Annotated in this window: 21 protein-coding genes; 2 read left to right on the plus strand and 19 right to left on the minus strand. The window is 69.5% G+C overall.

Annotation, left to right across the window (positions count from 1 at the left end; translation table 11 throughout):
• Positions 1-5: 5 nt before the first annotated feature.
• The 7 genes from IT184_10565 to IT184_10595 all read right to left on the minus strand — a co-directional run bounded on the left by IT184_10565 (position 6) and on the right by IT184_10595 (position 8,964).
• Positions 6-1,397: a hypothetical protein gene (locus IT184_10565; GenBank protein MCC7009250.1), complete on the minus strand. Its 1,392-nt coding sequence runs from the start codon at positions 1,395-1,397 to the stop codon at positions 6-8.
• A 473-nt stretch (positions 1,398-1,870) separates the two neighbouring features.
• Complete coding sequence (locus IT184_10570) at positions 1,871-2,014, minus strand: hypothetical protein (protein MCC7009251.1); 144 nt, start codon at positions 2,012-2,014, stop codon at positions 1,871-1,873.
• Positions 2,015-2,128: 114 nt separating this feature from the next.
• Complete coding sequence (locus IT184_10575; protein ID MCC7009252.1) at positions 2,129-2,440, minus strand: hypothetical protein; 312 nt, start codon at positions 2,438-2,440, stop codon at positions 2,129-2,131.
• 74 nt (positions 2,441-2,514) lie between these two features.
• Positions 2,515-3,942: a dihydrolipoyl dehydrogenase gene (gene lpdA, locus IT184_10580; protein MCC7009253.1), complete on the minus strand. Its 1,428-nt coding sequence runs from the start codon at positions 3,940-3,942 to the stop codon at positions 2,515-2,517.
• Between the two features lie 13 nt (positions 3,943-3,955).
• Entirely contained in the window at positions 3,956-5,305 is a 1,350-nt protein-coding gene (locus IT184_10585) for a 2-oxo acid dehydrogenase subunit E2 (GenBank protein MCC7009254.1), read from the minus strand.
• 54 nt (positions 5,306-5,359) lie between these two features.
• Positions 5,360-8,035: a pyruvate dehydrogenase (acetyl-transferring), homodimeric type gene (gene aceE / locus IT184_10590; protein ID MCC7009255.1), complete on the minus strand. Its 2,676-nt coding sequence runs from the start codon at positions 8,033-8,035 to the stop codon at positions 5,360-5,362.
• A gap of 173 nt (positions 8,036-8,208) precedes the next feature.
• Entirely contained in the window at positions 8,209-8,964 is a 756-nt protein-coding gene (locus IT184_10595; protein ID MCC7009256.1) for a glycerophosphodiester phosphodiesterase, read from the minus strand.
• 79 nt (positions 8,965-9,043) lie between these two features.
• On the opposite strand from IT184_10595, the gene IT184_10600 reads away from it, so the two are divergent.
• Positions 9,044-10,567 carry a sigma 54-interacting transcriptional regulator gene (locus IT184_10600; GenBank protein ID MCC7009257.1) on the plus strand — a complete coding sequence of 508 codons (1,524 nt, stop codon included), beginning with the start codon at positions 9,044-9,046 and terminating at the stop codon, positions 10,565-10,567.
• A 2-nt stretch (positions 10,568-10,569) separates the two neighbouring features.
• Entirely contained in the window at positions 10,570-11,829 is a 1,260-nt protein-coding gene (locus tag IT184_10605) for a VWA domain-containing protein (GenBank protein MCC7009258.1), read from the plus strand.
• A gap of 26 nt (positions 11,830-11,855) precedes the next feature.
• Here the strand turns inward: IT184_10605 and IT184_10610 are convergent, their stop codons facing one another.
• The 12 genes from IT184_10610 to IT184_10665 form a co-directional block, all read right to left on the minus strand.
• On the minus strand, positions 11,856-12,452 hold the full coding sequence (locus IT184_10610) for a hypothetical protein (GenBank protein MCC7009259.1): 597 nt from the start codon (positions 12,450-12,452) through the stop codon (positions 11,856-11,858).
• Between the two features lie 52 nt (positions 12,453-12,504).
• On the minus strand, positions 12,505-13,107 hold the full coding sequence (gene folE / locus IT184_10615) for a GTP cyclohydrolase I FolE (protein MCC7009260.1): 603 nt from the start codon (positions 13,105-13,107) through the stop codon (positions 12,505-12,507).
• A gap of 54 nt (positions 13,108-13,161) precedes the next feature.
• Positions 13,162-14,154 carry a hypothetical protein gene (locus tag IT184_10620; GenBank protein MCC7009261.1) on the minus strand — a complete coding sequence of 331 codons (993 nt, stop codon included), beginning with the start codon at positions 14,152-14,154 and terminating at the stop codon, positions 13,162-13,164.
• A gap of 62 nt (positions 14,155-14,216) precedes the next feature.
• Positions 14,217-15,053, minus strand: coding sequence for an ABC transporter permease subunit (locus IT184_10625; GenBank protein MCC7009262.1), 837 nt, complete (start codon positions 15,051-15,053; stop codon positions 14,217-14,219).
• 7 nt (positions 15,054-15,060) lie between these two features.
• Positions 15,061-15,987 carry an ABC transporter ATP-binding protein gene (locus IT184_10630; GenBank protein MCC7009263.1) on the minus strand — a complete coding sequence of 309 codons (927 nt, stop codon included), beginning with the start codon at positions 15,985-15,987 and terminating at the stop codon, positions 15,061-15,063.
• Positions 15,984-16,829: a hypothetical protein gene (locus tag IT184_10635; protein MCC7009264.1), complete on the minus strand. Its 846-nt coding sequence runs from the start codon at positions 16,827-16,829 to the stop codon at positions 15,984-15,986. Before IT184_10635 ends, IT184_10630 begins: the two co-directional genes overlap by 4 nt.
• Positions 16,826-17,731, minus strand: a complete 906-nt coding sequence (locus tag IT184_10640; GenBank protein MCC7009265.1) for an ABC transporter ATP-binding protein — start codon at positions 17,729-17,731, stop codon at positions 16,826-16,828. The genes IT184_10635 and IT184_10640 overlap by 4 nt, the downstream gene beginning before the upstream one ends.
• A gap of 140 nt (positions 17,732-17,871) precedes the next feature.
• On the minus strand, positions 17,872-18,663 hold the full coding sequence (locus IT184_10645) for a hypothetical protein (protein MCC7009266.1): 792 nt from the start codon (positions 18,661-18,663) through the stop codon (positions 17,872-17,874).
• 38 nt (positions 18,664-18,701) lie between these two features.
• The gene (locus tag IT184_10650; protein ID MCC7009267.1) at positions 18,702-19,187 is read right to left on the minus strand and encodes an NUDIX hydrolase; all 486 of its coding nucleotides are present in this window, start codon (positions 19,185-19,187) and stop codon (positions 18,702-18,704) included.
• 9 nt (positions 19,188-19,196) lie between these two features.
• Positions 19,197-20,318 carry a tRNA (adenosine(37)-N6)-threonylcarbamoyltransferase complex transferase subunit TsaD gene (tsaD, locus tag IT184_10655; GenBank protein ID MCC7009268.1) on the minus strand — a complete coding sequence of 374 codons (1,122 nt, stop codon included), beginning with the start codon at positions 20,316-20,318 and terminating at the stop codon, positions 19,197-19,199.
• Positions 20,315-21,385, minus strand: a complete 1,071-nt coding sequence (gene mtnA / locus IT184_10660; GenBank protein ID MCC7009269.1) for an S-methyl-5-thioribose-1-phosphate isomerase — start codon at positions 21,383-21,385, stop codon at positions 20,315-20,317. Before mtnA ends, tsaD begins: the two co-directional genes overlap by 4 nt.
• Positions 21,386-21,416: 31 nt before the next feature.
• Positions 21,417-22,238, minus strand: coding sequence for a purine-nucleoside phosphorylase (locus tag IT184_10665; GenBank protein MCC7009270.1), 822 nt, complete (start codon positions 22,236-22,238; stop codon positions 21,417-21,419).
• Between the last annotated feature and the right edge of the window lies 1 nt (position 22,239).

Genomic DNA, 22,239 nt, shown 5'->3' on the forward strand with positions numbered 1-22,239 from the left:
GACGCCTATTCACGGCGGTTCGGAGCGGTGGCCGGCGGCGCGGCACCCGGCTGATCCGCTGGCGCCGGCTGGCGCACGAAGTATCGTTCCACGAGCGGACGGCGGGCTTCGGGCACGAGCCGCGGCGCATCCACCCTGGCGCGATCGAACGCCGAGCGGCGGGCGACTCGACTGTACCGAATCGCGGACCAGCTCTGCTCGGTGCGCCGGCGCTTGTCTTCGTTGCGCAGGTCGGACGTGTCCACGTTCGCGGCGGCCTCGACCTGCTCGCGCTTGAGCGCCGCCGCCAGCTCGGTCGCCGGCATGGTGCCGTACTGGACGTTCCCCTTCTTGCCACCGAACGCGGACCCGGGATCGCCGCTCTCGCCGTTCTGCATCATCATCCCGGTGGCGCCTTGGGCGGCCGCCGGATCACGCGTCGGCACCTTGGCGCTGGCCTGCCCGCTGCTCGCCTCGCCCGATTCGCCGAGGGCAGCCTGCTCGCTCTTCGTCGACTCGCCGGCGGCCTGCTGCTCGGCCGAAGGCGCCTGCTCGTTCGACCGCGCCTGCTCGTTGGCCATCCGCGAGGCCGTGTTCTCGCGGGCCCACTGGACGTCGGTCGTGCTGGTGGGTGCCGGTGCCGCATCGGGCGCGCCGCCATGCGTACCTTCCTGCTGCCGTCGTCGTGCGTCCTCGACGGCCTCGGCGACGAGCTCCTGCACGTCCGGCGGTGCGTTCGTGAAGCCGGGAAGCTGCTTGATGCGGGCGAGCGCGTCGGCCGCCTTCAGCGTGCCGGCCTCGACCTGCGCGAGCAGGTCGAAGATCTGTGCCTGCAGCTCCGGCGGCAGCAAGGCGAGGTCTTCAGCCGGCAGCGCGGCAGCGGCGTTCGAGGCCGAGGCGGCGAGCCGCGGCGCCGCGGGCCAGGACGGAACGCCGGCGGGAAGCGCGAACGCGGCGACGACGAGCGCCAGCGTCGCGATCCATGCCCGGCGCGCGCGCACGGGAGGATAGACGTCGCCCCAGGTGATGCCGCCGAACTGCGAGGCGGCCCGGTCGAGATGGAACCGCACCCAGTCGTCGGCGCGCTCACGCACGGCGAACCAGTGCGCGCTCCGCAGCTCGCCGCGAAGATCCGCATCACGATCGATCCGCGCCGCGACCTCGTCGGTGAGCGGCCTCGCCCGTCGTCCGGCCCAAAAGACGGCCGCCGCCGCGATCAGGACCGCAACGGCGGCGCCTGCGACGACGACGAACGGCCAGTGGACGAAGTAGCTCACGACCGAGACGAGGAACAGCGCGCCGGCGAGCAGCGGCGCCACACGCGACACCAGGGTCGCGGCCTCACGCCGCCGGCGCACGCGATCGGCAGACGCGACGACGTCTCGAACGACCTCAGCAGAAGGGGTGATCTGGCTCACGGCTGCGCGAGTGATGGACCAACGATATCGCATTTTGGCTGGGCCGACGGCTGACCGGTCGCCGGCGACTCGGTGGCTCGGAAGCACCACGTCAGCCGCGAGCCGACGGCGGTGTTGGGCCGGGTCACTCCGGCCAGGCGCGCCGGCGTCGCTGGCGCCGGCATTGGACGTATCGTTTCTCGCTGACGTCGCGATGATCTGGACGACCTTCTTCTGGCTGGAGTGACCGGACGACTTCCTCGTCGTCCAAGGGCCGCCAGTGGGTTCTCATGCGTTCGCGCGCGTCTGCGTGGGTCGGGTCGGCGCCGATGCTTGGAGCATTACCCTCACGGATCTCTCAAGGGCCTGAGCCTTCGCGAATCTGCTCAAACGGTGCTTACGAACGCCGCGGAATCACCTGATGACGGCAGTACGCGATCGCTTCCGTGTCCACAAACAGCCGAGCAGGACCACCACCCCAAAGGCAATCGGGATCATTTGGGTCCGATTGGCAGTCTGTCGCGAATCTCGCGCAGCGTCTCGAGTTCCTTGTAGCGAAAGACGTAGTAGACGACCGTGGACACGAGACCGATACACGCGAATCCGAGCCCGACGTAACGGAAGAGGTCGGTGTCCATACGCGGCTATTCTACCGGTCAGTTCGGTTCGTGATCCTATACGGCGTGACGATCAGGTCGCGCGTTGCTCGAAGCGGGGGGACCGAACCGCAGGTAGCGCGGTCGAAGATGCCGCTACCGTGCGCCCTGGGCCGCCGGTCGGCCGTCGGTCCCGTCCGCATGTCGGAGGAACACGCCTCGGCCGTCCACCACACCTGGACAGCGCGCGAGCGGACCGTCGCACGAGAAGTAGGCGCTGTTCGGTTTGCCCACCCGAGACAGGTCTCCCCACGTACAGCCCCGGATACACACGAGGTTCACCCGACCGGGACCCGGGGCGTCGATCTCCAGCTCGAAGTCCGCATAGGACGATTGCGCGCGGCCGAACGACCATCCGCCGAGCACGAGGGCTGCTGCCAGAACAACACGACTGATTACGCGGCGCATAGGTCACCTCACGTCGATGAGCGCCAGCGATGAGCGCCAGCACCCCGCTCGCTCGGCCGCGCCCGCCGCGCGGTCTACGGCCGCGGCCGCTTCGGGCGGTACACGTGGGTGGAGTGGCCGAAGAACACCTCGGCGGACTCCATCAGCGTCTCGGAGAGGGTCGGATGCGGATGGATCGTGAGCTTCAGGTCCGTCGCGAGCGCGGCCATCTCGACCGCGAGCGCGCCTTCGGCGATGAGCTCGCCGGCTCCCGATCCGACCAGGCCGACGCCGAGCACCCGTTCGGACGTGGGATCGATGACGAGCTTCGTCAGACCATCCGGCCGGTCGATCGCGACCGCGCGGCCGAGCGCCGCCCACGGAAACTTCGCGACCTCGACCTGGCGGCCCTGCTTCTTCGCTTCCGTCTCCGTGAGGCCGCACCAGGCGAGTTCGGGGTCCGTGAAGACGACGGCCGGAATCGCCTGCGGCTCGAAGACGGCCTTGTGCCCGAGCGCCGACTCGACGGCGACCCGCGCCTCGTGCGACGCCTTGTGCGCGAGCATCGGCTCGCCGACGACATCGCCGATCGCGAAGATGTTCGGCTCGTGCGTGCGCATGGACGCGTCCACGGTGATGAACCCGCGATCGCCAACCTGGACGGCGGTCTTCTCCAGCCCGGGCACGGCCGAGTTGGGCTTCCGGCCGACGGACACGAGCACGCGGTCGAACGTCTGCTCCCTGTCGGCCGCGTCCAGCCCGTCGCCGTCGATCGTGACGCGCACGGCGCTGCCGGTGTCCTTCATCTCGACGACGCGCGCGTTGAGCAGGATCTTGTGCAGCGTCTGCTCGAGCCGGCGCTGAAGGACGGCCACGAGATCGCGATCCGCGCCCGGCAGGAGCCCGGCCGTCATCTCGACGACCGTCACCTTCGTGCCGAGCGCGGCGTACACGGACCCGAGCTCGAGACCGATGTAGCCGCCACCGACGACGAGAAGGCTGCCGGGAACCTCGGGCAGATCGAGCGCGCCGGTCGAGTCCATCACCCGCGGGCTGTCGATCGACAGCGCCGGCACGGCGGCCGGACGCGATCCGGTGGCGACGATCGCCTGCTCGAACGTCAACGTCTCGCTGCCGCCGCTCGCGAGCGCGATGTCGAGCGTGCGGGCGTCCTTGAACGCGGCACGGCCCTGGACGTAGGCGATCTTGCGCATCTTACTGACCTGCGCCAGCCCGCCCGTCATCTTCTGGACGACCTGATCCTTGAACCCGCGAAGCTTGGCGAGGTCGACCGCGGGGGCGCCGAACGACACGCCCCACGCCGCGGCATGCTTCGCCTCGCCGATGAGCTTGGCGACGTGCAGGAGCGCCTTCGAGGGGATGCACCCGCGGTAGAGGCAGACGCCGCCCGGATTCGGCTCGGTGTCGACGAGCGCCACCTGCATGCCCATGTCCGCGGCATAGAACGCCGCGGCGTAGCCGCCGGGCCCGGCGCCGATAACGACCAGTTGAGCTGAAGACATAGCGACGCAGGCCTCAGAGCAGCATCGACAGCGGCTGCTCGATGGCCTCGACGATGAAGCGGAGGAAGCGCACGGCATCCGCGCCATCGATGACGCGGTGATCGTAAGAGAGGGAGAGCGGCATCATCTGGCGCGGCACGAACTGCCCGTCCTGCCAGACGGGCTCGATCGAGCCGCGCGAGACGCCGAGGATCGCCACTTCGGGATGGTTCACGAGCGGCGTGAACGCGGTGCCGCCGAGCCCGCCGAGGTTGCTGACGGAGAACACGCCGCCGCTCATCTCGTCGAGACCGAGCTTCTTCTGTTGGGCCCGCTGCGCCAGATCGGTCAGCTCGACCGCAATCTCGATCAGCCCCTTGTGGTTGACGTCGCGGATCACCGGCACGAGCAAACCGTTCGGCGTATCGACGGCGACGCCGACGTGACGGTACTTGCGGAGGACGATGCTCTGCCGAGCCATGTCGACCGACGAGGCGAACTGCGGGAACCGGTCGAGCGCCGCCGCGACGATCTTCACGAGGGCGACCGTGACGGTGAGCTTCGCGCCCGCCTTCTCGACGCGTGGTCCGAAGTGCTTGCGGAACGTCTCGAGCGCCGTCATGTCGGCCTTGTCGTGCTGCGTGACGTGTGGCGCCTGCCAGCCGATCGACAAGTGCTCCGCCGTCTTCCGGCGGATGTTCGACATCGGCACGATCTCGATCTCGCCCCACTTGCCGAGATCGGGCAGCGCCGCGGCGCGCGCCGGCCCGCCGTTGGCGAAGACCTCGCGCACGTGCTGCCGGACGTCCTGCTGGCCGATGCGACCTCCTGGCCCGCTGCCGCTCACCTGGGCGATGTCCACGCCGAGCTCACGGGCATAACGGCGCACCGACGGCGCCGCAGGCACGAGCGTCGGGCCTTCCGGACGTTCCGCCGGCGCCGCAGGCCGGGCGGACATGATGTCGACGACCGACGCACGGGCCGCGGGGCGCGCCGGCTCGGCCTCATCGGCCGGCGCCACGGCCTGAGGTGGCGGCGCCGCGGCGGCTGCCGGTTGCGCAGGAGCCGGTGCGGGCGCCGGCGGCGCGTCGACAGCAGCGGCATTTGCCGCCTGCGCCGGCGGCGCGGTCTCAGCGGCCGCTCCCGTGTCGGCGTCGAGCGCGAGCACTGCCTGCCCCACTTTCACCTTGTCACCTGGCTTCACGCGCACTTCCGTGACGCGGCCGGCGACGCTCGACGGCACCTCGATGGTGGCTTTGTCGGTTTCGAGCTCGAGCACGGGCTGATCCTGCGCCACGACGTCGCCGACGTTGACGAGCACGCGGACGACGTCCCCCTTCTCGACGTTCTCCCCGAGCTCGGGAAGCCTGAACTCAACTGGCATGCCGTCTCCTACAGAGGATCCGCGAGCGACGCTCCATGAACGCCAGCGCCGCGATCAAATCGTCATGGGATCGACTTTGTCGGGGTCGATCTCGAGATCCTTGAACGCCTGCCGGACCACCTTGGCGTCGATCTCTTTCTCCCGCGCGAGCAGCGACAAGGTGGTCGCGGCGATGTGGCGGGCATCCACTTCGAAGAAGTCACGCAGCGACGCGCGATCTTCGCTGCGGCCGAAGCCGTCGGTGCCGAGCACGGCCATCGGACGCCCCACCCACTGCGCGATCATCGCGGGCTGGCTCTTGAGGTAATCGGAGGCGGCGACGACGACACCGGGCTGCCCCGCGAGACACTGGGCGACGTACGGCACGCGGGGCGTCTCCCCAGGATGCCGCAGATTCCAGCGATCGGCCTGCTGCGCGTCGCGGTAGAGCTGGTTGTAGCTCGTCGCGCTCCAGACGTCGGCGGCGACGCCGTACTTCTCGAGGATGCGCTGGGCCATGACGGTTTCGTTCAGGATCGTGCCGCTCCCGACCAACTGCGCCTTCGCCTTGGCCTTCGGCGTCTCGGACGCTTTGAGACGATAGAGCCCCTTGAGGATGCCGTCCCGCGCGCCCTCGGGCATCGGCGGCATCTCGTACTGCTCGTTCATCACGGTGAGGTAGTAGAAGATGGCCTCGCCATCCCCGTACATCCGCTTGATGCCGTCCTCGACGATCACCGCCAGCTCGTAGGCGTACGCCGGGTCGTACGCCCTGCACGTCGGCACCGAGAGCGCGAGCACATGGGAGTGGCCGTCCTGATGCTGCAGGCCTTCGCCGGCGAGCGTCGTGCGCCCCGCGGTGCCGCCGACCAGGAACCCGCGCGTCCGCGCGTCGGCCGCGGCCCAGATGAAGTCGCCGACGCGCTGGAACCCGAACATCGAGTAGTAGATGAAGAAGGGGATCGTGTTCACGCCGTGCGTCGCGTAGGCGGTGCCGGCGGCGATGAACGACGAGATCGAGCCGGCCTCGGTGATGCCCTCCTCGAGGATCTGCCCGTCCTTCGCTTCCTTGTAGTACAGCAGCGTGTCCATGTCGACCGGCTCGTAGACCTGGCCGATGCTGGAATAGATGCCGACGGCGCGGAAGAGCGACTCCATGCCGAACGTGCGAGCCTCGTCCGGGACGATTGGCACGACGAGCTTGCCGATGTCCTTGTCGCGCAAGAGCTTCGCCAGCAGGCGCACGAACACCATCGTCGTGGACGCCTTGCGCCCTTCGGTGCCCTTCGCGAACTCCTCGAAGACGCCGTCGAGCGCCGGCTGGATGCGCGGCGCACGCACGCTCCGCTTCGGCAGCGCGCCGCCCAGCGCGGCGCGGCGCTCCCGCATGTAGCGCAGCTCGGGGCTGTTCTCGTCGGGGCGGAAGAACGGCGCCTCGGCCACGCGTTCGTCGGGCACGGGGATGCCGAACCGATCCCGGAACGTGTGGAGATCGGCCTCGTTCATCTTCTTCTGCTGATGGGTGATGTTCTTCCCCTCGCCGGCCTCGCCCATGCCGTAGCCCTTGATCGTGCGGGCGAGGATCACGGTCGGTCCTCCCTTGTGGTTCACCGCCGCGCGATAGGCGTTGTACACCTTCAGCGGGTCGTGGCCGCCGAGCCGGAGACTCTTCAATTGGTCGTCGGACAGATGGCGCACCATCTCGAGCAGGCGCGGATCCGCTCCCCAGAAGTGCTTCCGGAGGTAGGCGCCATCCTCGACGACGTACCGCTGGTACTCGCCGTCGACGATCTCGCCCATGCGCTTGACGAGCAGCCCTTCGGTGTCGCGCGCGATCAGCTCGTCCCAGTCGCCCCCCCAGATCACCTTGATGACGTTCCACCCTGCCCCACGGAACATCGCTTCCAGTTCCTGGATGATCTGGTGGTTGCCCCGCACCGGGCCGTCGAGGCGCTGCAGATTGCAGTTGACGACGAAGATGAGGTTGTCGAGCTTCTCCCGCGCGGCGAGCGAGATCGAGCCGAGCGTCTCGGGCTCGTCGGTCTCGCCGTCGCCGAGAAACGCCCACACCTTCTGATCGGAGGGCGCCTTGAGCCCGCGGTTCTCCAGATAGCGGATGAACCGGGCCTGGTAGATCGAGGTGAGCGGCCCGATGCCCATCGACACGGTCGGGTACTGCCAGAAGTCCGGCATCAGCCAGGGGTGCGGATACGACGAGAGCCCGCCTCCGGGCCTGAGCTCGCGGCGGAAGTTCCGGAGCTGGTCTTCGCTCATCCGGCCTTCCACGAACGCGCGCGCGTAGAAGCCGGGCGCGGCGTGCCCCTGGAAGAACACGACGTCCGGCTCGCGGCCATCGTCGCCGCCGCGGAAGAAGTGATTGAATCCGACCTCGTAGAGCGTCGCCGCCGAGGCGTAGGTCGAGATGTGGCCGCCGATGCCGTCCGACTCGCGGTTCGCCCGCACGACCATCGCGAGCGCGTTCCAACGAACGAGGCTCTTGATCCGCCGCTCGAGCACCCGATCGCCCGGCACGGGCACCTGCTCGCTCGGCGCAATCGTGTTGACGTACGGCGTCGTCGCGCTGAACGGCGGACGGACGCCGGACGATCGGGCCCGAGCCGTCAGCGCGTCGAGCAGACGGATGACGCGGGTCTTGTCGCCCTCGTGGACGACGTAATCGAGCGACTCCAGCCATTCCCGCGTCTCGATGGCCTCGAGCGCGGCCGCGTCCGTCGGAGACAGATTCTTCATATGCCGAGCATCCTGTCGTTGACCCCGCCGCTCATTGTACTGCCTCGACTCATGGGGAAGATACCTGCTCCGGGCGCCGAATCGCCGACGCGCATGAGGGGCATCAGCAACCAACATGCTGCACGGAATGGCGAACGCGATCGCCGGCGACGCCTCGCGGAGCCCCCACGCGGTTACGCGCGCTCGTCCCTGACGATTGCGACCGCCTGATCTGGCCGGTCGCTGATCAGCCCCGACACGCCCCACGCGATCAGCCGACGCATCTCGTCGGGATCGTCGACGATCCACGCCTGAACGGGCAGACCGGCGCGCAGGAACGTGCGCACGAACGAGCGACGGAGCACCTGCCGGCCGCGGAACCGGACCGGTACCTGGAACAGCCGATAGCCGCTGGTGCGTGGGGGCAGCAGGAAGTACGAGCGGCGGATCGCCGCCTGCACTTCCTGCATCGATGCGCTCGTCGGGATGCCGGGCGCGCGCCGGCGGACGGCGTCGAGCACGCGGTGACTGAACCCGGCGAGGACGACCCGATCGGCCGCGCCCGCTGCGGTGACGACGTCGATCACCGGTTCGACGGCGCGCGGATCGTCCCCCTTGATCTCGACGATCACCGGGACGGCCGTCGCGCGAGCGAGCAACGTGGCCAGCCGCGGCACGCCCGTCGCGCCGCGAAAGGGCGTGGTGCCCGCGGTGGCGAAGCGCCAGCCGGCGTCCACGCGCTCGAGCTCGTCCGCGCTCATCGCCGACACGGGCCCGCGCGCGTCCGTCGTCCGATCCAGCGTGTCGTCGTGCACGACCACCGGCTCGCCGTCGCGCGCCAGCCGCACGTCGCACTCGAGCGCGTCGGCGCCGAGCGCCAGCGCGTGTTCGAACGCCAGCATCGTGTTCTCGGGACGCAGCAGCGAGCCGCCGCGGTGGGCGATGGCCATGGGACGCAGTGGGACGAGCAGCCGATCGATCACCCGTACAGTTCAGCACTGTTCGCAGGGAGCGCGCTACTATGCAGGTATGGCTCTGGCTTCTTCGTTGGGTGCTCTCCAAGACGCGGTGGCGGTTGGCCGGGTCCGCCATCGTTCGGTGAAAGACGAGCTGCGTGCGAACCTGATCGCACAGTTGCGCGCCGGCCGCCAGTTGTTTCCCGGCATCGTCGGCTATGACGACACCGTCATCCCGCAAGTCGTGAACGCGATTCTGTCGCGGCACAACTTCATCCTGCTGGGCCTGCGCGGACAGGCCAAGACGCGGCTCCTCCGGGCGCTGACCGGCCTGCTCGACGAGCTCATCCCCGTCGTCCCGGGCTGCGAGCTCCACGACGACCCGCTCGCGCCGCTGTGCGCCGAGTGCCGCGCCCGCGTCTCGACCGAAGGGCGCGACCTGCCGATCGGCTGGCTGCCGCGCGAGCACCGCTACGTCGAGAAGCTCGCGACGCCGGACGTGACGATTGCCGACATGATCGGCGACGTCGATCCGATCAAGGCCGCCCGCAGCGGCCGGCTGCTCGGCGACGAGCTGACGATGCACTACGGCCTGCTGCCTCGCGCCAACCGGGGCATCTTCGCGATCAACGAGCTGCCGGATCTGGCCAGCAAGGTCCAGGTCGGCCTGTTCAACATCCTGCAGGAAGGCGACGTGCAGATTAAGGGCTACCCGGTGCGTCTCCGGCTCGACGTCCTGCTCGTGTTCAGCGCGAACCCCGAGGACTACACGGCCCGCGGCAAGATCATCACGCCGCTCAAGGATCGGATTGGCTCCGAGATCCGGACGCACTATCCGCGATCACGCCACGACGCGCAGCAGATCACCGCACAGGAAGCGTGGGTGGATCGTGGCATCGAGGGCCCCGGCGCCCTGCCCGTGGAGGTACCGTCGTTCGTGCGGGAGGTGATCGAGGAGGTCGCCTTCCAGGCGCGCGCCGATCAGAAAGTGGACAAGCGATCGGGCGTCAGCCAGCGGCTGCCGATCACGGCGCTCGAGAACGTCGTGTCGAACGCCGAACGGCGCGCCCTGCTGAACGCCGAGCCGGTCGCCGTGCCGCGCGTCAGCGACATCTACGCGGCGATGCCCTCGCTGACGGGCAAGCTCGAGCTCGAGTACGAGGGAGAGCTCAAGGGCGCCGAACAGGTGGCCCGCGACCTCATTCGGCAGGCCGTCGCCACCGTGTTCGACGGCAGCTCGACGACGGTCAACACGTCGCCCGTCATCAAGTGGTTCGATCGCGGCGGCACGCTGGACCTGTCCGACGTGTCGTCCGCATCGGACCTGCTGGCGGCCGTCGCCGCCATCGACGGCCTCGCGGAGGTGGCCGCCGCGCTCGGCGGCCGGCCGCGCGATCCCGAGCCGCTGCGTGCCGCGGTCGCCGACTTCGTGCTCGAAGGGCTGTGCGCGCTGAAGAAGATCAGCCGCAGCGAGGACGGTCACCTGCACGGCACGCCGTCGCCCGCGCGCGCCCGCGGCGACGCGCGGCAGATCGACGACCTGCTCGCCGAAGACGACGAGCCGGCGTCCAAGGGCCGCAAGAAGTACTACAACTAGCCATGAAGTACCGCTACAGCAAGTTCGTCGAGGACCTGCTCGACTCGATCGACTTCGAGTCGCTCGTCTCGCAGTTGTCCGATCTGCTCCTCTCGAGCGGGTTCAACAACCCGTGGGATCCGCAGAACGACGACGACCGGACCATGCAGGCGCTGCACGACGCGATCCTCGACGCGCTGCTCAACGGCGGCGCGCTCTCCGAGGAGATGCTGCAGCGGCTGACCGGCGAACAGGCGAGCCGGCCAGGCGAGTTCGGCGGACGCGATCAGATCGAGGAGCTCATCCAGCGCATCATGGAGCGGCTCACGAGCGAAGGCTACGTCAGCGTCACGGGCCAGCCGCCTCCGCAGCGGCTCGAAGGAAGCGGCGGCGGTGCCGATGGACAGACGCGCTTCGAGGTGACCGACAAAGCCATCGACTTCCTGGGCTACAAAGCCCTCCGCGACCTGCTCGGTTCGATGGGCCGGAGCAGCGTCGGACGCCACGACACGCGCGAACTGGCCACGGGCGTGGAGGCCGGCGGCCCGCCGCGCGAGTACGCGTTCGGCGACACGATGAACCTCGACGCCTCGGCGACCGTGCTCAACGCCATCCGGCGCACGGGCTATCAGCCCGGATCGCCCAGCGGCCTCGACGTGGACTACGGCGACCTGATGGTGACCCAGGGCGACTACCAGAGCTCCTGCGCGACGGTGATCCTCCTCGACTGCAGCCACAGCATGGTGCTGTACGGCGAAGATCGCTTCACGCCGGCCAAGCGCGTGGCGCTGGCGCTGTCCAACCTGATTCGGCACCAGTACCCGGGCGACGCGCTGAACGTCGTGCTCTTCCACGACTCGGCCGAAGAGGTACCGCTCAGCCAGCTCGGCCGCGTGCGCGTCGGTCCGTACTACACGAACACCCGCGAGGGGCTGCGGCTCGCCCGCCGCGTGCTCGATCGGCAGCGCAAGGACATGCGGCAGATCATCATGATCACGGACGGCAAACCTTCGGCGGTGACCCGGCCCGACGGGCGGATCTACCGCAACGCGTTCGGCCTCGACCCGTTCGTGCTGCGGGAGACGTTCGCGGAAGTCGCCGCGTGCCGGCGCTCGGGCATCATGATCAACACCTTCATGCTGGCCCGCGACTACGATCTCGTGGCGTTCGTCCGCCGCGTCGCGCGCGTCTGCCGCGGCAAGGCGTACTTCACGACGCCGTACACGCTCGGCCAGTACGTGCTGCAGGACTACATGAAGAACAAGACCCGCACGGTCCACTGACCGGCGAGCGGGATCCGGCCCGGCCGCTACGGCCGGTACTGCACGCGGACGTTGCTGACGATCGCCACGGGCCGGCCCGGCGTGTCGTAGGTTTCCCCGCTGGCCCGCGTCATCACTCTGAGACGCACGCCGACGATGCCGACCGTCGTCACGCCGGCGGGAATCGTGATCCGGATGGACTCGCTCGGCCCCGGGGCGACCGCAATCACGCCGCCGGGGCGCGTGCCGCCGCCGATCTGATCGAACAGATCGGCCGGCGTGCGGAACTCCCCGATGACCGCCGCGCGCGACAGCACGTCGCCGGTCGGCTGTACGATGGCCACCATCGCTTCGTGGCGCGCGAACGTCAGCGCGCCGGGCACGATGATCGCCGGCACCGTGAAGCGATTGTGCAGCTCGAACAGCAGCGTGGCGGCGCCCGAGTGCCGCGGAATCGTGATCGCGATGCTGTCGGCCGGCGCCGCGCCGATCAGCACGTCGCAGAACGTGCGCGTCGTCTTGACGCCGGTGCCGAGCTCAGCGGCGCACGTCGCCGCGGTGCTCGTCCGGACGCTGCCCTGAGCCGGCAGCCCGGCGACGACGCTCGCGACCATCACTGCCGTCCACACGACCCGCATGCTCATCGAGTATAGCGAAGCGATTCTCGCGACGACCGCGCCAGCGCGCGGCCACCGCTCACTCGTCGCCGTCGACGACGCTGGCTTCGGTCAGCCGCCGCTCGTAGGACGGCGCCTGCCGGCGATGGATGAGCTCCAGGAACTCGTGGCGCGTCCGGGCGTCGGCATGGAACACGCCCAGCATCGCGCTCGTCGTCGTCACCGCGTTCTGCTTCTCGACGCCGCGCATCGCCATGCAGAGGTGCGTCGCTTCCATGACGACCGCGACGCCGAGCGGCCGGACACGCGCCCGGATCGTCTCGGCGATCTGCAAGGTGAGCCGCTCCTGGACCTGGAGCCGGCGGGCGAAGACGTCGACCAGACGCGGCATCTTGCTCAGGCCCATCACCTTGCCGTCCGGAATGTAGGCGATGTGACACTTGCCGAAGAACGGCAGCAGGTGATGCTCGCAGAGGCTGTAGAAGTCGATGTCGCGCACGATCACCATCTCGTTGTACTCGACGGTGAACAGCGCGTTGTTGATGATGCTGTCGAGGTCGGCCGTGTATCCGCTCGTCAGGAAGCGCAAGGACTGCGCGACGCGCCGTGGGGTTTCGACGAGCCCTTCACGCGACGGGTCCTCGCCGAGCTCCGACAGCAGCCGCCGGATGATCTCCTCCATCCGAGGATTGTACTTCGGCCGGAAGTCCGATCGGCCGCCGAGCCAGCCGGCGTGTCAGCGCCGGCCGCCGAGATTCGGCTGCGCCGCCGCGACGCCGCTCCGCAGCGCGTCCAGCGCTTCGGGCGGCACGGTAAAGGACACGTCGAGATTCGAACCCGTGCCGCGGGCCTGAACCGACTGCAGCACACTGTCGAGCCGCTGATCGCTTCCGGCCATGACGCGGGCGATCGCCAGCGCGCCGTTGACGACGCTCCGCAACGACTCGCCCGCTTCCGCGTCGCGAGTCTCGGCGCGCAGCCGGCAGTTCATCGCCTGGTCGATCGCCGCGGTCAGCGAGAACCACTGCACGCCGTCGAGCTGAGCGCGCATGGCGCCGGGCAGGCCGGCGCGCGCGGGCATCGCATCCAGCCGTCCGACGAGCCACGCATCGCCGTCGTCGGCGACGTCCTGCACGACGCTCATGACTGCTGTGTTGGCGGCGATGGATTCGTGGCGCTCGGCGCCCTCGATGGCGCGTTTGAGCGCGGTGAGCTGGCCGAGCCCCACGAGCCCGGGTTCGAGAAACGCCACCGCGGGCTCGTCACCCGCCGGCCCGGCCGTCCCGGCCGGATGCAGCGAGGTCAGGAGCCGCTTGCCCCGGAACTGTTCGACGGTGGCGCCGTGCTGGGCGGCCACCGATTCGATGTGGTCTTCGTTGAACCGGCCGCGAACCAGCACGACCGGCCCGCCTCCGGCGCTCGCAGGATCGAGCCCGGCGACGATCGAGTCGATGTCGCGCTCCAGATCGATGCCCGTGTCTTCGAGCAGCCGCGCCTTCTCGTGGCCGGACGGCATCATCGCGCGAAGACGCTGGTGGAACTCCGAGTGCACGATGTGGCGCAAATCGGCGTAGCCGACCGCGGTAACGCCGGCAGGGATGTACGCGAAGTCACTGGAGGGGACGGCCCGGCTGCCCGGCTCACCGTAGTAGGCGACCAACCCGGTTCCGAGCCCAATCGCCACAACGAGCCCTGAACCGAGCAGGAAATACCGGGTCCGCGGTGTCATAGGAGAGATCCTCTTTCAATTATACGGACGCGCGGGGCCCAGGTTCGGCGCCGGCTGGCCCCTCACTGCTCGAGCACGTACTCACGGCGGGCGACCGTCCGCGCCGCGAGCCACAAGCACACGACGGCGATCGTGGCCAGCCAGACGAGGCATTCGGTCAGCGATGGCGGGCGCGCCACGACAACCTGCAGCAGCGACACCAGCGAGTCGGAAGGCATCGCATGGGGCACCAGCCCTTGAAGGTAGTGGGCCACCGTGAACCGGCCGAAGGCGCCCGGCAAGGCGAGCGCGATCGACTCCCAGCCGAAGACGAACACGAGGCCGACGACGAGCGGCCGCTTCACCGTGGCGCCGACGAGCGCGAACAGCGCGCCGTACACGGCCAGGCCCGCGGCGAGGATCCCGAGGTCCTCGAGGACGTCCACGATGCCGCCGCCGAGCGATCCGCCAAGCGGGACGACGAGCAGCCAGACGAGCACGACCGCGGGCAGCACGACCGCGATGGTGCAAACGAGATACGCCAGATACTTGCCGAGAAGGACCGCCTCACGCCGGATCGGCCGGATGAACAGATAGGTGAGGGTCTTCTCCTCGACCTCGTCGGCAATGAGCGACGTGCCGTAGAAGACCGCCAGCACCGGCACGCCGAACCGCACGAAGAACGCCCAGACGATCAGCCCGAAGATCGTCGGGCCGTCGACAACCACACGGTTGAGCCGCGGGAGCGAGCCGCCCGCCTCGACGAGCAGCCGCACCGCGGCCGCCACGATCACGGGCAGTCCGACGACGAGCGCCATGAAGATCGTCCGGCGCGACCACAGCATCTCGCCGATCGTCAGATCGAAGACGCGCAGCGACGACGTCAACAGGCCCGGCGTGGAGGAAGAAGGTCGGCTCACCGCGCCCTCAGCTCTTCACCAGGTACTTGAAGACGGCCTGGAGGTTGTCGTCGGGCGACGTCACGGCGTCGACCGCGCCGCACTCCCCGCTGGCGACGAGCGCGGTCAGCCGGTCGTAGAACGCATCGGGCGTCCCGGTCTCGACCACGACGGCGCCCGGCTCGAAACGCAGGCTGATCACGTCGGCGTGCGCGAGGAACTCCCGCGCGAGCCTCCGCGGGTCGTCCGCGCGCACGTAGACCGTGTGCGGGTGCGCGTCGATCAGTTCACGGATCTGGTGCACGTTGCCTTCGGCGAGGATCCGCCCGTTGTTGACGAGCAGGATGTTCGTCGTCATCGACTCGATCTCGTGCAGGATGTGGCTCGAGACGATCACGCTCTTTCCCTGGCGCGCCCAGTCGCGAATCTGCCTGATCGTGCGCCGCCGGCCGAGCGGGTCCATGCCCGACAGCGGCTCGTCGAGAATCAGCAGGTCGGGATCATGTGCAAGCGCCTGCGCGAGCTTCACCCGCTGCCGCATGCCCTTGCTGTAGGCACCGATCCGCTTGTCGGCGACATCGAGCAGGTCGACCGCGCCGAGCGCGCGCTCCGCGGCGTCGCGTGCCGTTCGCTCGCCCGTCCCGTGAAGGCGCAGCAGCGCGCTGACCCACTGCCGGCCCGTCATGCGCTCATAGAACCGATCCTGCTCCGGGCAGAACCCCACGCGGAGGAACATCGCCGGATTGCCCCAGGCCGGCTCGCCCAGCACCGACAGCCGCCCCTGGCTGGGGCGCAGTTGGCCGGTCATGAGCTTCATGAGCGTGCTCTTGCCCGCGCCATTCGGCCCGAGCAGGCCGGTGATGCCGGGCGGCACCGTCACCGTGACGTCGTTGAGCCCGATCACCTGACCGTACCATTTCGAGACGTGCTCGGCGACGAGGACGGGCGCACTCACGACACGACCTCGACGCCGCGCACCTGACGATCGAGCACCGACAGCGACAGCACGACGAGGCCGGCCAGCACGATGACCGAGACGAGCACCGGCGTGTCGTAGCGGGCCGGCTGGCGGAAGATCGCGTCGTTGATGACGTCGAAGTTCCGCGGCAGCGAGACCCACGCGACGCGCGTGGACCCGGTAATCGCCCGCAGCAGCACGTACAACGCCTGCGAAAGGAACACGACGCCCGCGTAGGCCATCGCGACGAAGCGCGTGCTGCGAGAGGCCGACGACAGCGCCAGAATCGTCACCGACCACACCAGCACCTGCACGGACGTCGCCACCACGACAGCCGGCAGCAACCCGGGGTTCGCGCGCACGAACTCGAGGTTGCCCGAGAGCACCGCCTGCATGAGCACCAGCATCACGGCGGGTATCATCGTCGTCGCGACGAGGTACGACACGACGATCGCGAGCTTGCCCGCGACGTACTCGGCGCGCAGGAGCGGCCTGGCGAGGTAGACCTGCAAGGCATTGGCTTGTTTGTCGCGCGCGATCAGCCCCGCACCCACGAACACCGTGATGAAGAACACGAAGACGTCCTGGCCCTCGATGAAGCGCTGGAAGAGCCGCCGATCGACCGGCAGCACCTGGGCCGCCTGCGGATAGGTCACGACCGCGTAGATCTGGATCGTGCGCACGAGAAACGGCAGCCAGGCGAGCGCGAGCAGGCCGATGAACACCCGGCGCGAGAGCACGGCACGCATCCCAGTCCGGGCGATGACCGTCCACGCGCGCCCGAGCGGCAGGCGCGTCCCGCCGTATCGCCGATAGCTCTGATCGTGAACCGGCGTCATCGCTCTCCAAGCGCGCGGGCGAACACGTCCTCGAGCGTCGGGACGCTGGGCCGCAGATGGCGCACCTGCACGCCAGCCTGCCGAGCGAGCGCGCACAGCCGCCGCTGATCGTCACCCGAGAGGCCGGACTCGCCCGGCACGAACACGCGCATCGTGTCGTCGTCGGCGTCGTGGCACTCGAGGCCGGATTGCTGGAGGCGCGCCGCGAACGCGGCAGGATCGCCTTTGATCCGCAGTTCGTACACGCGGCCCGGCGGTCCCTTGAGCGTGGCGATCGACCCGGCCGCCGCGAGCCTGCCCTTGTCGAGCACCGCGACGTAGTCACACGCGTACTCGACGTCGGGCAGCAGATGTGACGACAGGAGCAGGCTCACGCCCTTGTTGCGAGCGAGATCCCGGACGAGGTCGAGCATCTCGTCGCGGCCTTTCGGGTCCATGCCGTTGGTCGGCTCGTCGAGGAACAACAGGTCGGGATCGTGGACCAACGCCTGCGCGAGCTTGATTCGCTGCTTCATCCCGGTCGAGTACGTCTCCACGTTGCGGTAGCGCGCCTCGCCCAAGCCGACGTAGTAGAGGACCTCGTGCGCGCGCTGGACGGCGTCGCCCCGCGGCAGGCCGGCCAATTCGCCGCAGTAGGCGACGAAGCCCACCGCAGTCATGCCGGGGATGTGCGCATCGCTCTCCGGCATGTAGCCGATTCGCGCGCGAATCTCGAGCGGCCGCTCGGCGACGTCCACGCCGAGCACCTGCAGCCGCCCCGACGTAGGGACGACGAACCCCAGCAGCGCCTTCAGCAGCGTGCTCTTGCCTGCACCATTGGGCCCGAGCAGGCCGACTGCGCCCGGTGGCAGGTCAACGCTGACGTCGCGCAGGGCGGCAGTACGCCCGTAGGACACGCTCACGTGCGCGAGGGTGACGGAGGACGTCGCGGTGGGGGTCGGCACAGAAGGCGCTGATCGGGACCTGGGCGGCCTCACCGTTAGACGACAGGTCGAGGCTCGAATGTTCTGCGATGCTGCGGGCCGGTGTCGCGGCCGAGGTCCTACCGCGCGGCGCCCGGCAGCATGCCGCCGACGCCGAAGGCCGGCGGCGGCACTTCCGTGAAGCCGGCCGGCACCTCGAAGGTATCGGCCGGCACGTCCACCTCGCGAATGGCCGTGACGACGGACTCCAGTTCCTGTGGCCCGAACAGCTCGCTGCGCAGCACGGAGCGCATCAGGAAGCCGGCGTTCGCCACCCCGTCGATCCCGAGCGAGCCGGCGAGGGCGCTCAGCGCACCCGAAGGTCGCGCGTACCGCTTGTGCGCGTCGGAGAACCACGCGTCCCCTGCCATGGTCAGCTCCGCGGGCAGCCCCGGGAGAGCGGCGCCCCCCGCGGGAAGCGGCATCCGGATCTCGACGTCGGCGTGCTCGGCGCGGACGCCAGCGATCGTGGCGAACGTGCCCGTGCGTTGCACCCTGACATCGGGCGTGATGCCGCCAGCCGTGCCGTCGAGCTTCGGCGCTTTCCAGAACGTCCGCGCCGGCGGGTTGACGACGATCGTGCTGCCGTCGGGCCGGACGATGACGGCACCGCCGGCCGGCACGATGGCGAAGGCACGGGGATAGTCGACGCGTGTACCCCGGTCCCCCACGGTCACGGTCATCTCGGTGCCCCCCGGCGGCGCAATCATCCCGAGCACGAGGCTGCTCAGCATCGTGAAGAGCGGGTTGGGAGCGGCGGCCGGCTTCACCGTCGAGGCGTGTGCCTCCGTCTTCAGCGTGTACTGCAGATCCGCCCGAAGCGGTGCGACAGACAAAGCCCCGAGCACGAGCGCCGCCGAGATCCCTCGCACACGCCGCCTGGTGGCTGCCGCCGCTGTCCGACGTCCGATCATTTGAAATGCCCCCCTGCAGTGTACATCTCGACCGCCCGGCGGATTACTGCAGTCGCCGCCCGGCTCAAGGCATAGGCGTCGAGCTTCGTCGTCTCCACCAGCCTCGCATCGTCCACATCGTCGCCCGGCGTGAGGACGCCGTCGAGGACCCGGCACAGGTAGTCCACGATCACGTAGTGGTACTCGAGGCGCCCGTCCTCGTCCGTCGACACGTGATCGACGACGTCGACGAGCGGACCGACGTCGACCGTGAGACCAGTCTCCTCGCGTGCTTCCCGCCGGACGCCGTCGCGCAGCGATTCGCCCAGATCGAGAGCGCCCCCCGGCAGCGTCCAGCGTCCCACGAGTGGAGGATGGCCTCGCCTGACGAGCACGACGCCGTCGCCGGCGAGGATCACCGCGCCCACGCAGGCGATCGGACGATCGGGATAGCGGCGATCGCGCGGCGGTCGTTCGTCGGAGCGGTCGCGGTCGGTGGCCACGCGATCGAGTCAGAAGATCGGCAGCGATGCGGCGGCGTTGAAGTCCGCGGGCGCGGGCGCGCCCAGCTCGAGCTTTCTCAACCCTGCGGCGGCGATCATCGCCGCGTTGTCGGTGGAGAGCGAGAGCCTCGGCACGAAGACGGGGACGCCTTCCCGCTCTCCTCTTGCCTGCGCGTCGCGCCGGAGCTGGCTGTTGGCCGACACGCCACCAGAAATGCCCACGCTCCGCGCGCCGCATTCGCGGGCGGCCTCGAACGTGCGATCGAGCAACGTGGCGACGACGACGCGCTGGAAGCTGGCCGCGATGTCGGCCACGTCCTGTTGCGACAGCGCGGAGCCGGCGTCGGCGTCGGATCCGGGTACTCCAGCGGCCACGCCGCGGAGCTGCAGGTGCCGGAGAACCGCCGTCTTCAACCCCGAGAAGCTGAACTCCGGAAGCGTGCGCGGCGCTCCAGCGTCGGCCGTCACGAGATCCGGCGGCGCCGCATTGCGATCCGCGTGCGTGAAGCGAGGCCGCGGCAGGTCGACGGCAGAGGGATTGCCGTCGCGCGCCAGCCGATCGATCACGGGGCCACCTGGATAGCCGAGGCCGAGCAGCTTGGCGACCTTGTCGTAGGCCTCTCCGGCCGCGTCGTCTCTCGTCCGTCCGATCAGCCGGTAGCGGCCAGGCTCCGGCACGAGATAGAGGCTCGTGTGCCCACCCGAGACGACGAGCACCAGTGCCGGCAAGGGCAGCGGCCCGTGGTCGAGAAACAGCGACTCGATGTGCCCGGCCAGATGGTGCACCGGCACGACTGGCTTCCCGAGCGCGGCCGCCATCGCTTTCGCGAACGAGACGCCGACGAGCAGGGCGCCGACGAGACCCGGCCCTTGCGTCACGGCGATCGCGTCGATGTCGGCGAGCGAGCGTTCCCCCTGCTCGAGCGCCCGCTCCACGACGCCGCAGATATCACGGACGTGCTGACGGGAGGCGATCTCCGGCACGACGCCTCCCCACTCGCGGTGGATGTCGGCCTGCGACGCGATCACGTTCGATCGGATCCGCCACGGCCGGTCGGCATCTCCCGTGGACTCGACGATCGCGGCCGCCGTCTCGTCGCACGACGTCTCGATGCCGAGCACCGCCGTCACACGGCGTCCCCGACCTCGCGTCGCGTCCCGGCGAAGAGCGCCGGCAGGCTCTCGGCGAACGGCGGCCGCGCAATGCCTTTCTCGGTGATGATGCCGGCGATGAGGTGAGCCGGCGTCACGTCGAATGCCGGGTTCCACACCGACGCGCCCTCGGGCACGACCCTAGCCGGGCCCGCGTGCGTCATCTCGCGCGCGGGCCGTTCTTCGATGGGAATGCGATCGCCGCTCGGTGTCCCCAGATCGATGGTGGACAGCGGGGCGGCGACGTAGAACGGCACGTCGTGCGCCCTGGCCAGGAGCGCGACCGTATAGGTGCCGATCTTGTTGGCGGCATCGCCGTTCGCCGCGATGCGGTCTGCACCGACGACGACGACGTCGACCTGGCCGCGTCGCATCAGGGGCCCGGCCATGCTCTCGGCGATGACGGTCGTCGGCACACCGTCGCGCACCAGTTCCCAGGCGGTCAGCCGCGCGCCTTGCAGGAAGGGCCGGGTCTCGTCGGCATACACCTGCGTGATCCTGCCTCGCTCGGCAGCGGCGCGGATGACGCCGAGCGCGGTGCCGTAGCCTGCCGTCGCGAGCGCGCCGGCATTGCAGTGAGTCAGCACGCGGCCGGTCGGCGGCACGATGTCGGCGCCGAATCGCCCCATGTCGCGGCAGCTCTGGACGTCTTCGTCGTGGATGGCGAGCGCCTCCCGCTCCAGGCGGGACGCAAGCTCCTCGACCGACTGGCCGGCCTGCGCCCCCTCGGCGAATGCCGCCTTCATGCGGTCGATCGCCCAGAACAGGTTGACGGCGGTCGGACGGGTCCGGGCCATCAGCTCGCACTGCTTGTTGAACTCGACGGCCAACTGCCGCGTGCCCTGCGCCCGGCTCTTGCGCACGCCGAGCGCGAGGCCCATCGCGGCGGCGACGCCGATGGCCGGCGCGCCGCGGATGACCATCGTCTTGATCGCGCGGGCGACCTCGGCGGGCGTCCGGCAGTGTACGTAACGTTCCTCGCCGGGCAGCTTGCGCTGATCGACCATCACGACGGCGTCACGCTGCCACTCGATCGTCGGGAGCATCGACCGATGATAAGGAAACCGCGGGGCCTTCTCAAATCCGGCCGATGATGCCTTCGAGCAAGGCGACGAACTCGGCGCGGACGCGGCTCGTCGTCTCGAGCACTTCCTCCTCGGTGACGGGATGGACGGTCATGCCTGCCGCCATGTTCGAGATGCAGGAGATGGCCAGCACCTCGATGCCCATGTGGCGCGCCGCGAGCGCTTCGGCCACCGTCGACATCCCGACGGCGTCGGCGCCGAGCGTGCGGAACGCCTTGATCTCGGCAGGCGTCTCGTAGCTCGGCCCCGTGACGCCGATGTAGGTGCCGTGCTCGAGCGCCAAGCCCATCGCCTGTGCCGTGTCCTGAGCGATGCGACGCAAGCGCACCGAGTACACCTGCGACATGTCGGGAAACCGCCGGCCGAACCGTTCGTCGTTCGGACCGATCAATGGGTTGGCACCGGTGAAATTGACGTGGTCCTCGACGAGCATCAGAGCGCCGCGGCTGAAGCGCGGGTTGATGCCGCCGGCCGCGTTCGTCAGGATGAGCGTCGTCACGCCGAGACGGCCGAGCGCGCGGACCGCGAACGTCACGGCCGGCATGTCGAGCCCCTCGTACGCGTGCACGCGGCCGGCGAGCGCCAGCACGCGCCGGCCCGCGACGGTGCCGGCGACGGCGAACCCCGGATGTCCCACGACGCGCGAGACGGGCCAGCCCGGAATCCGCTCGTACGGGATGCGGGTGCCGCCGCGGACGTTCTCGGCGAACGAGGACAGCCCCGACCCGAGCACGACGGCGACCGATGGCGGCTCGCCGAGCCGCCCGCGGAGCCAGGCCGCGGCCGCCTCGACGCGATCGAAGTACGTGGCCATG

Source organism: Acidobacteriota bacterium (assembly GCA_020853395.1).
Lineage (GTDB): Bacteria > Acidobacteriota > Vicinamibacteria > Vicinamibacterales > SCN-69-37 > JADYYY01.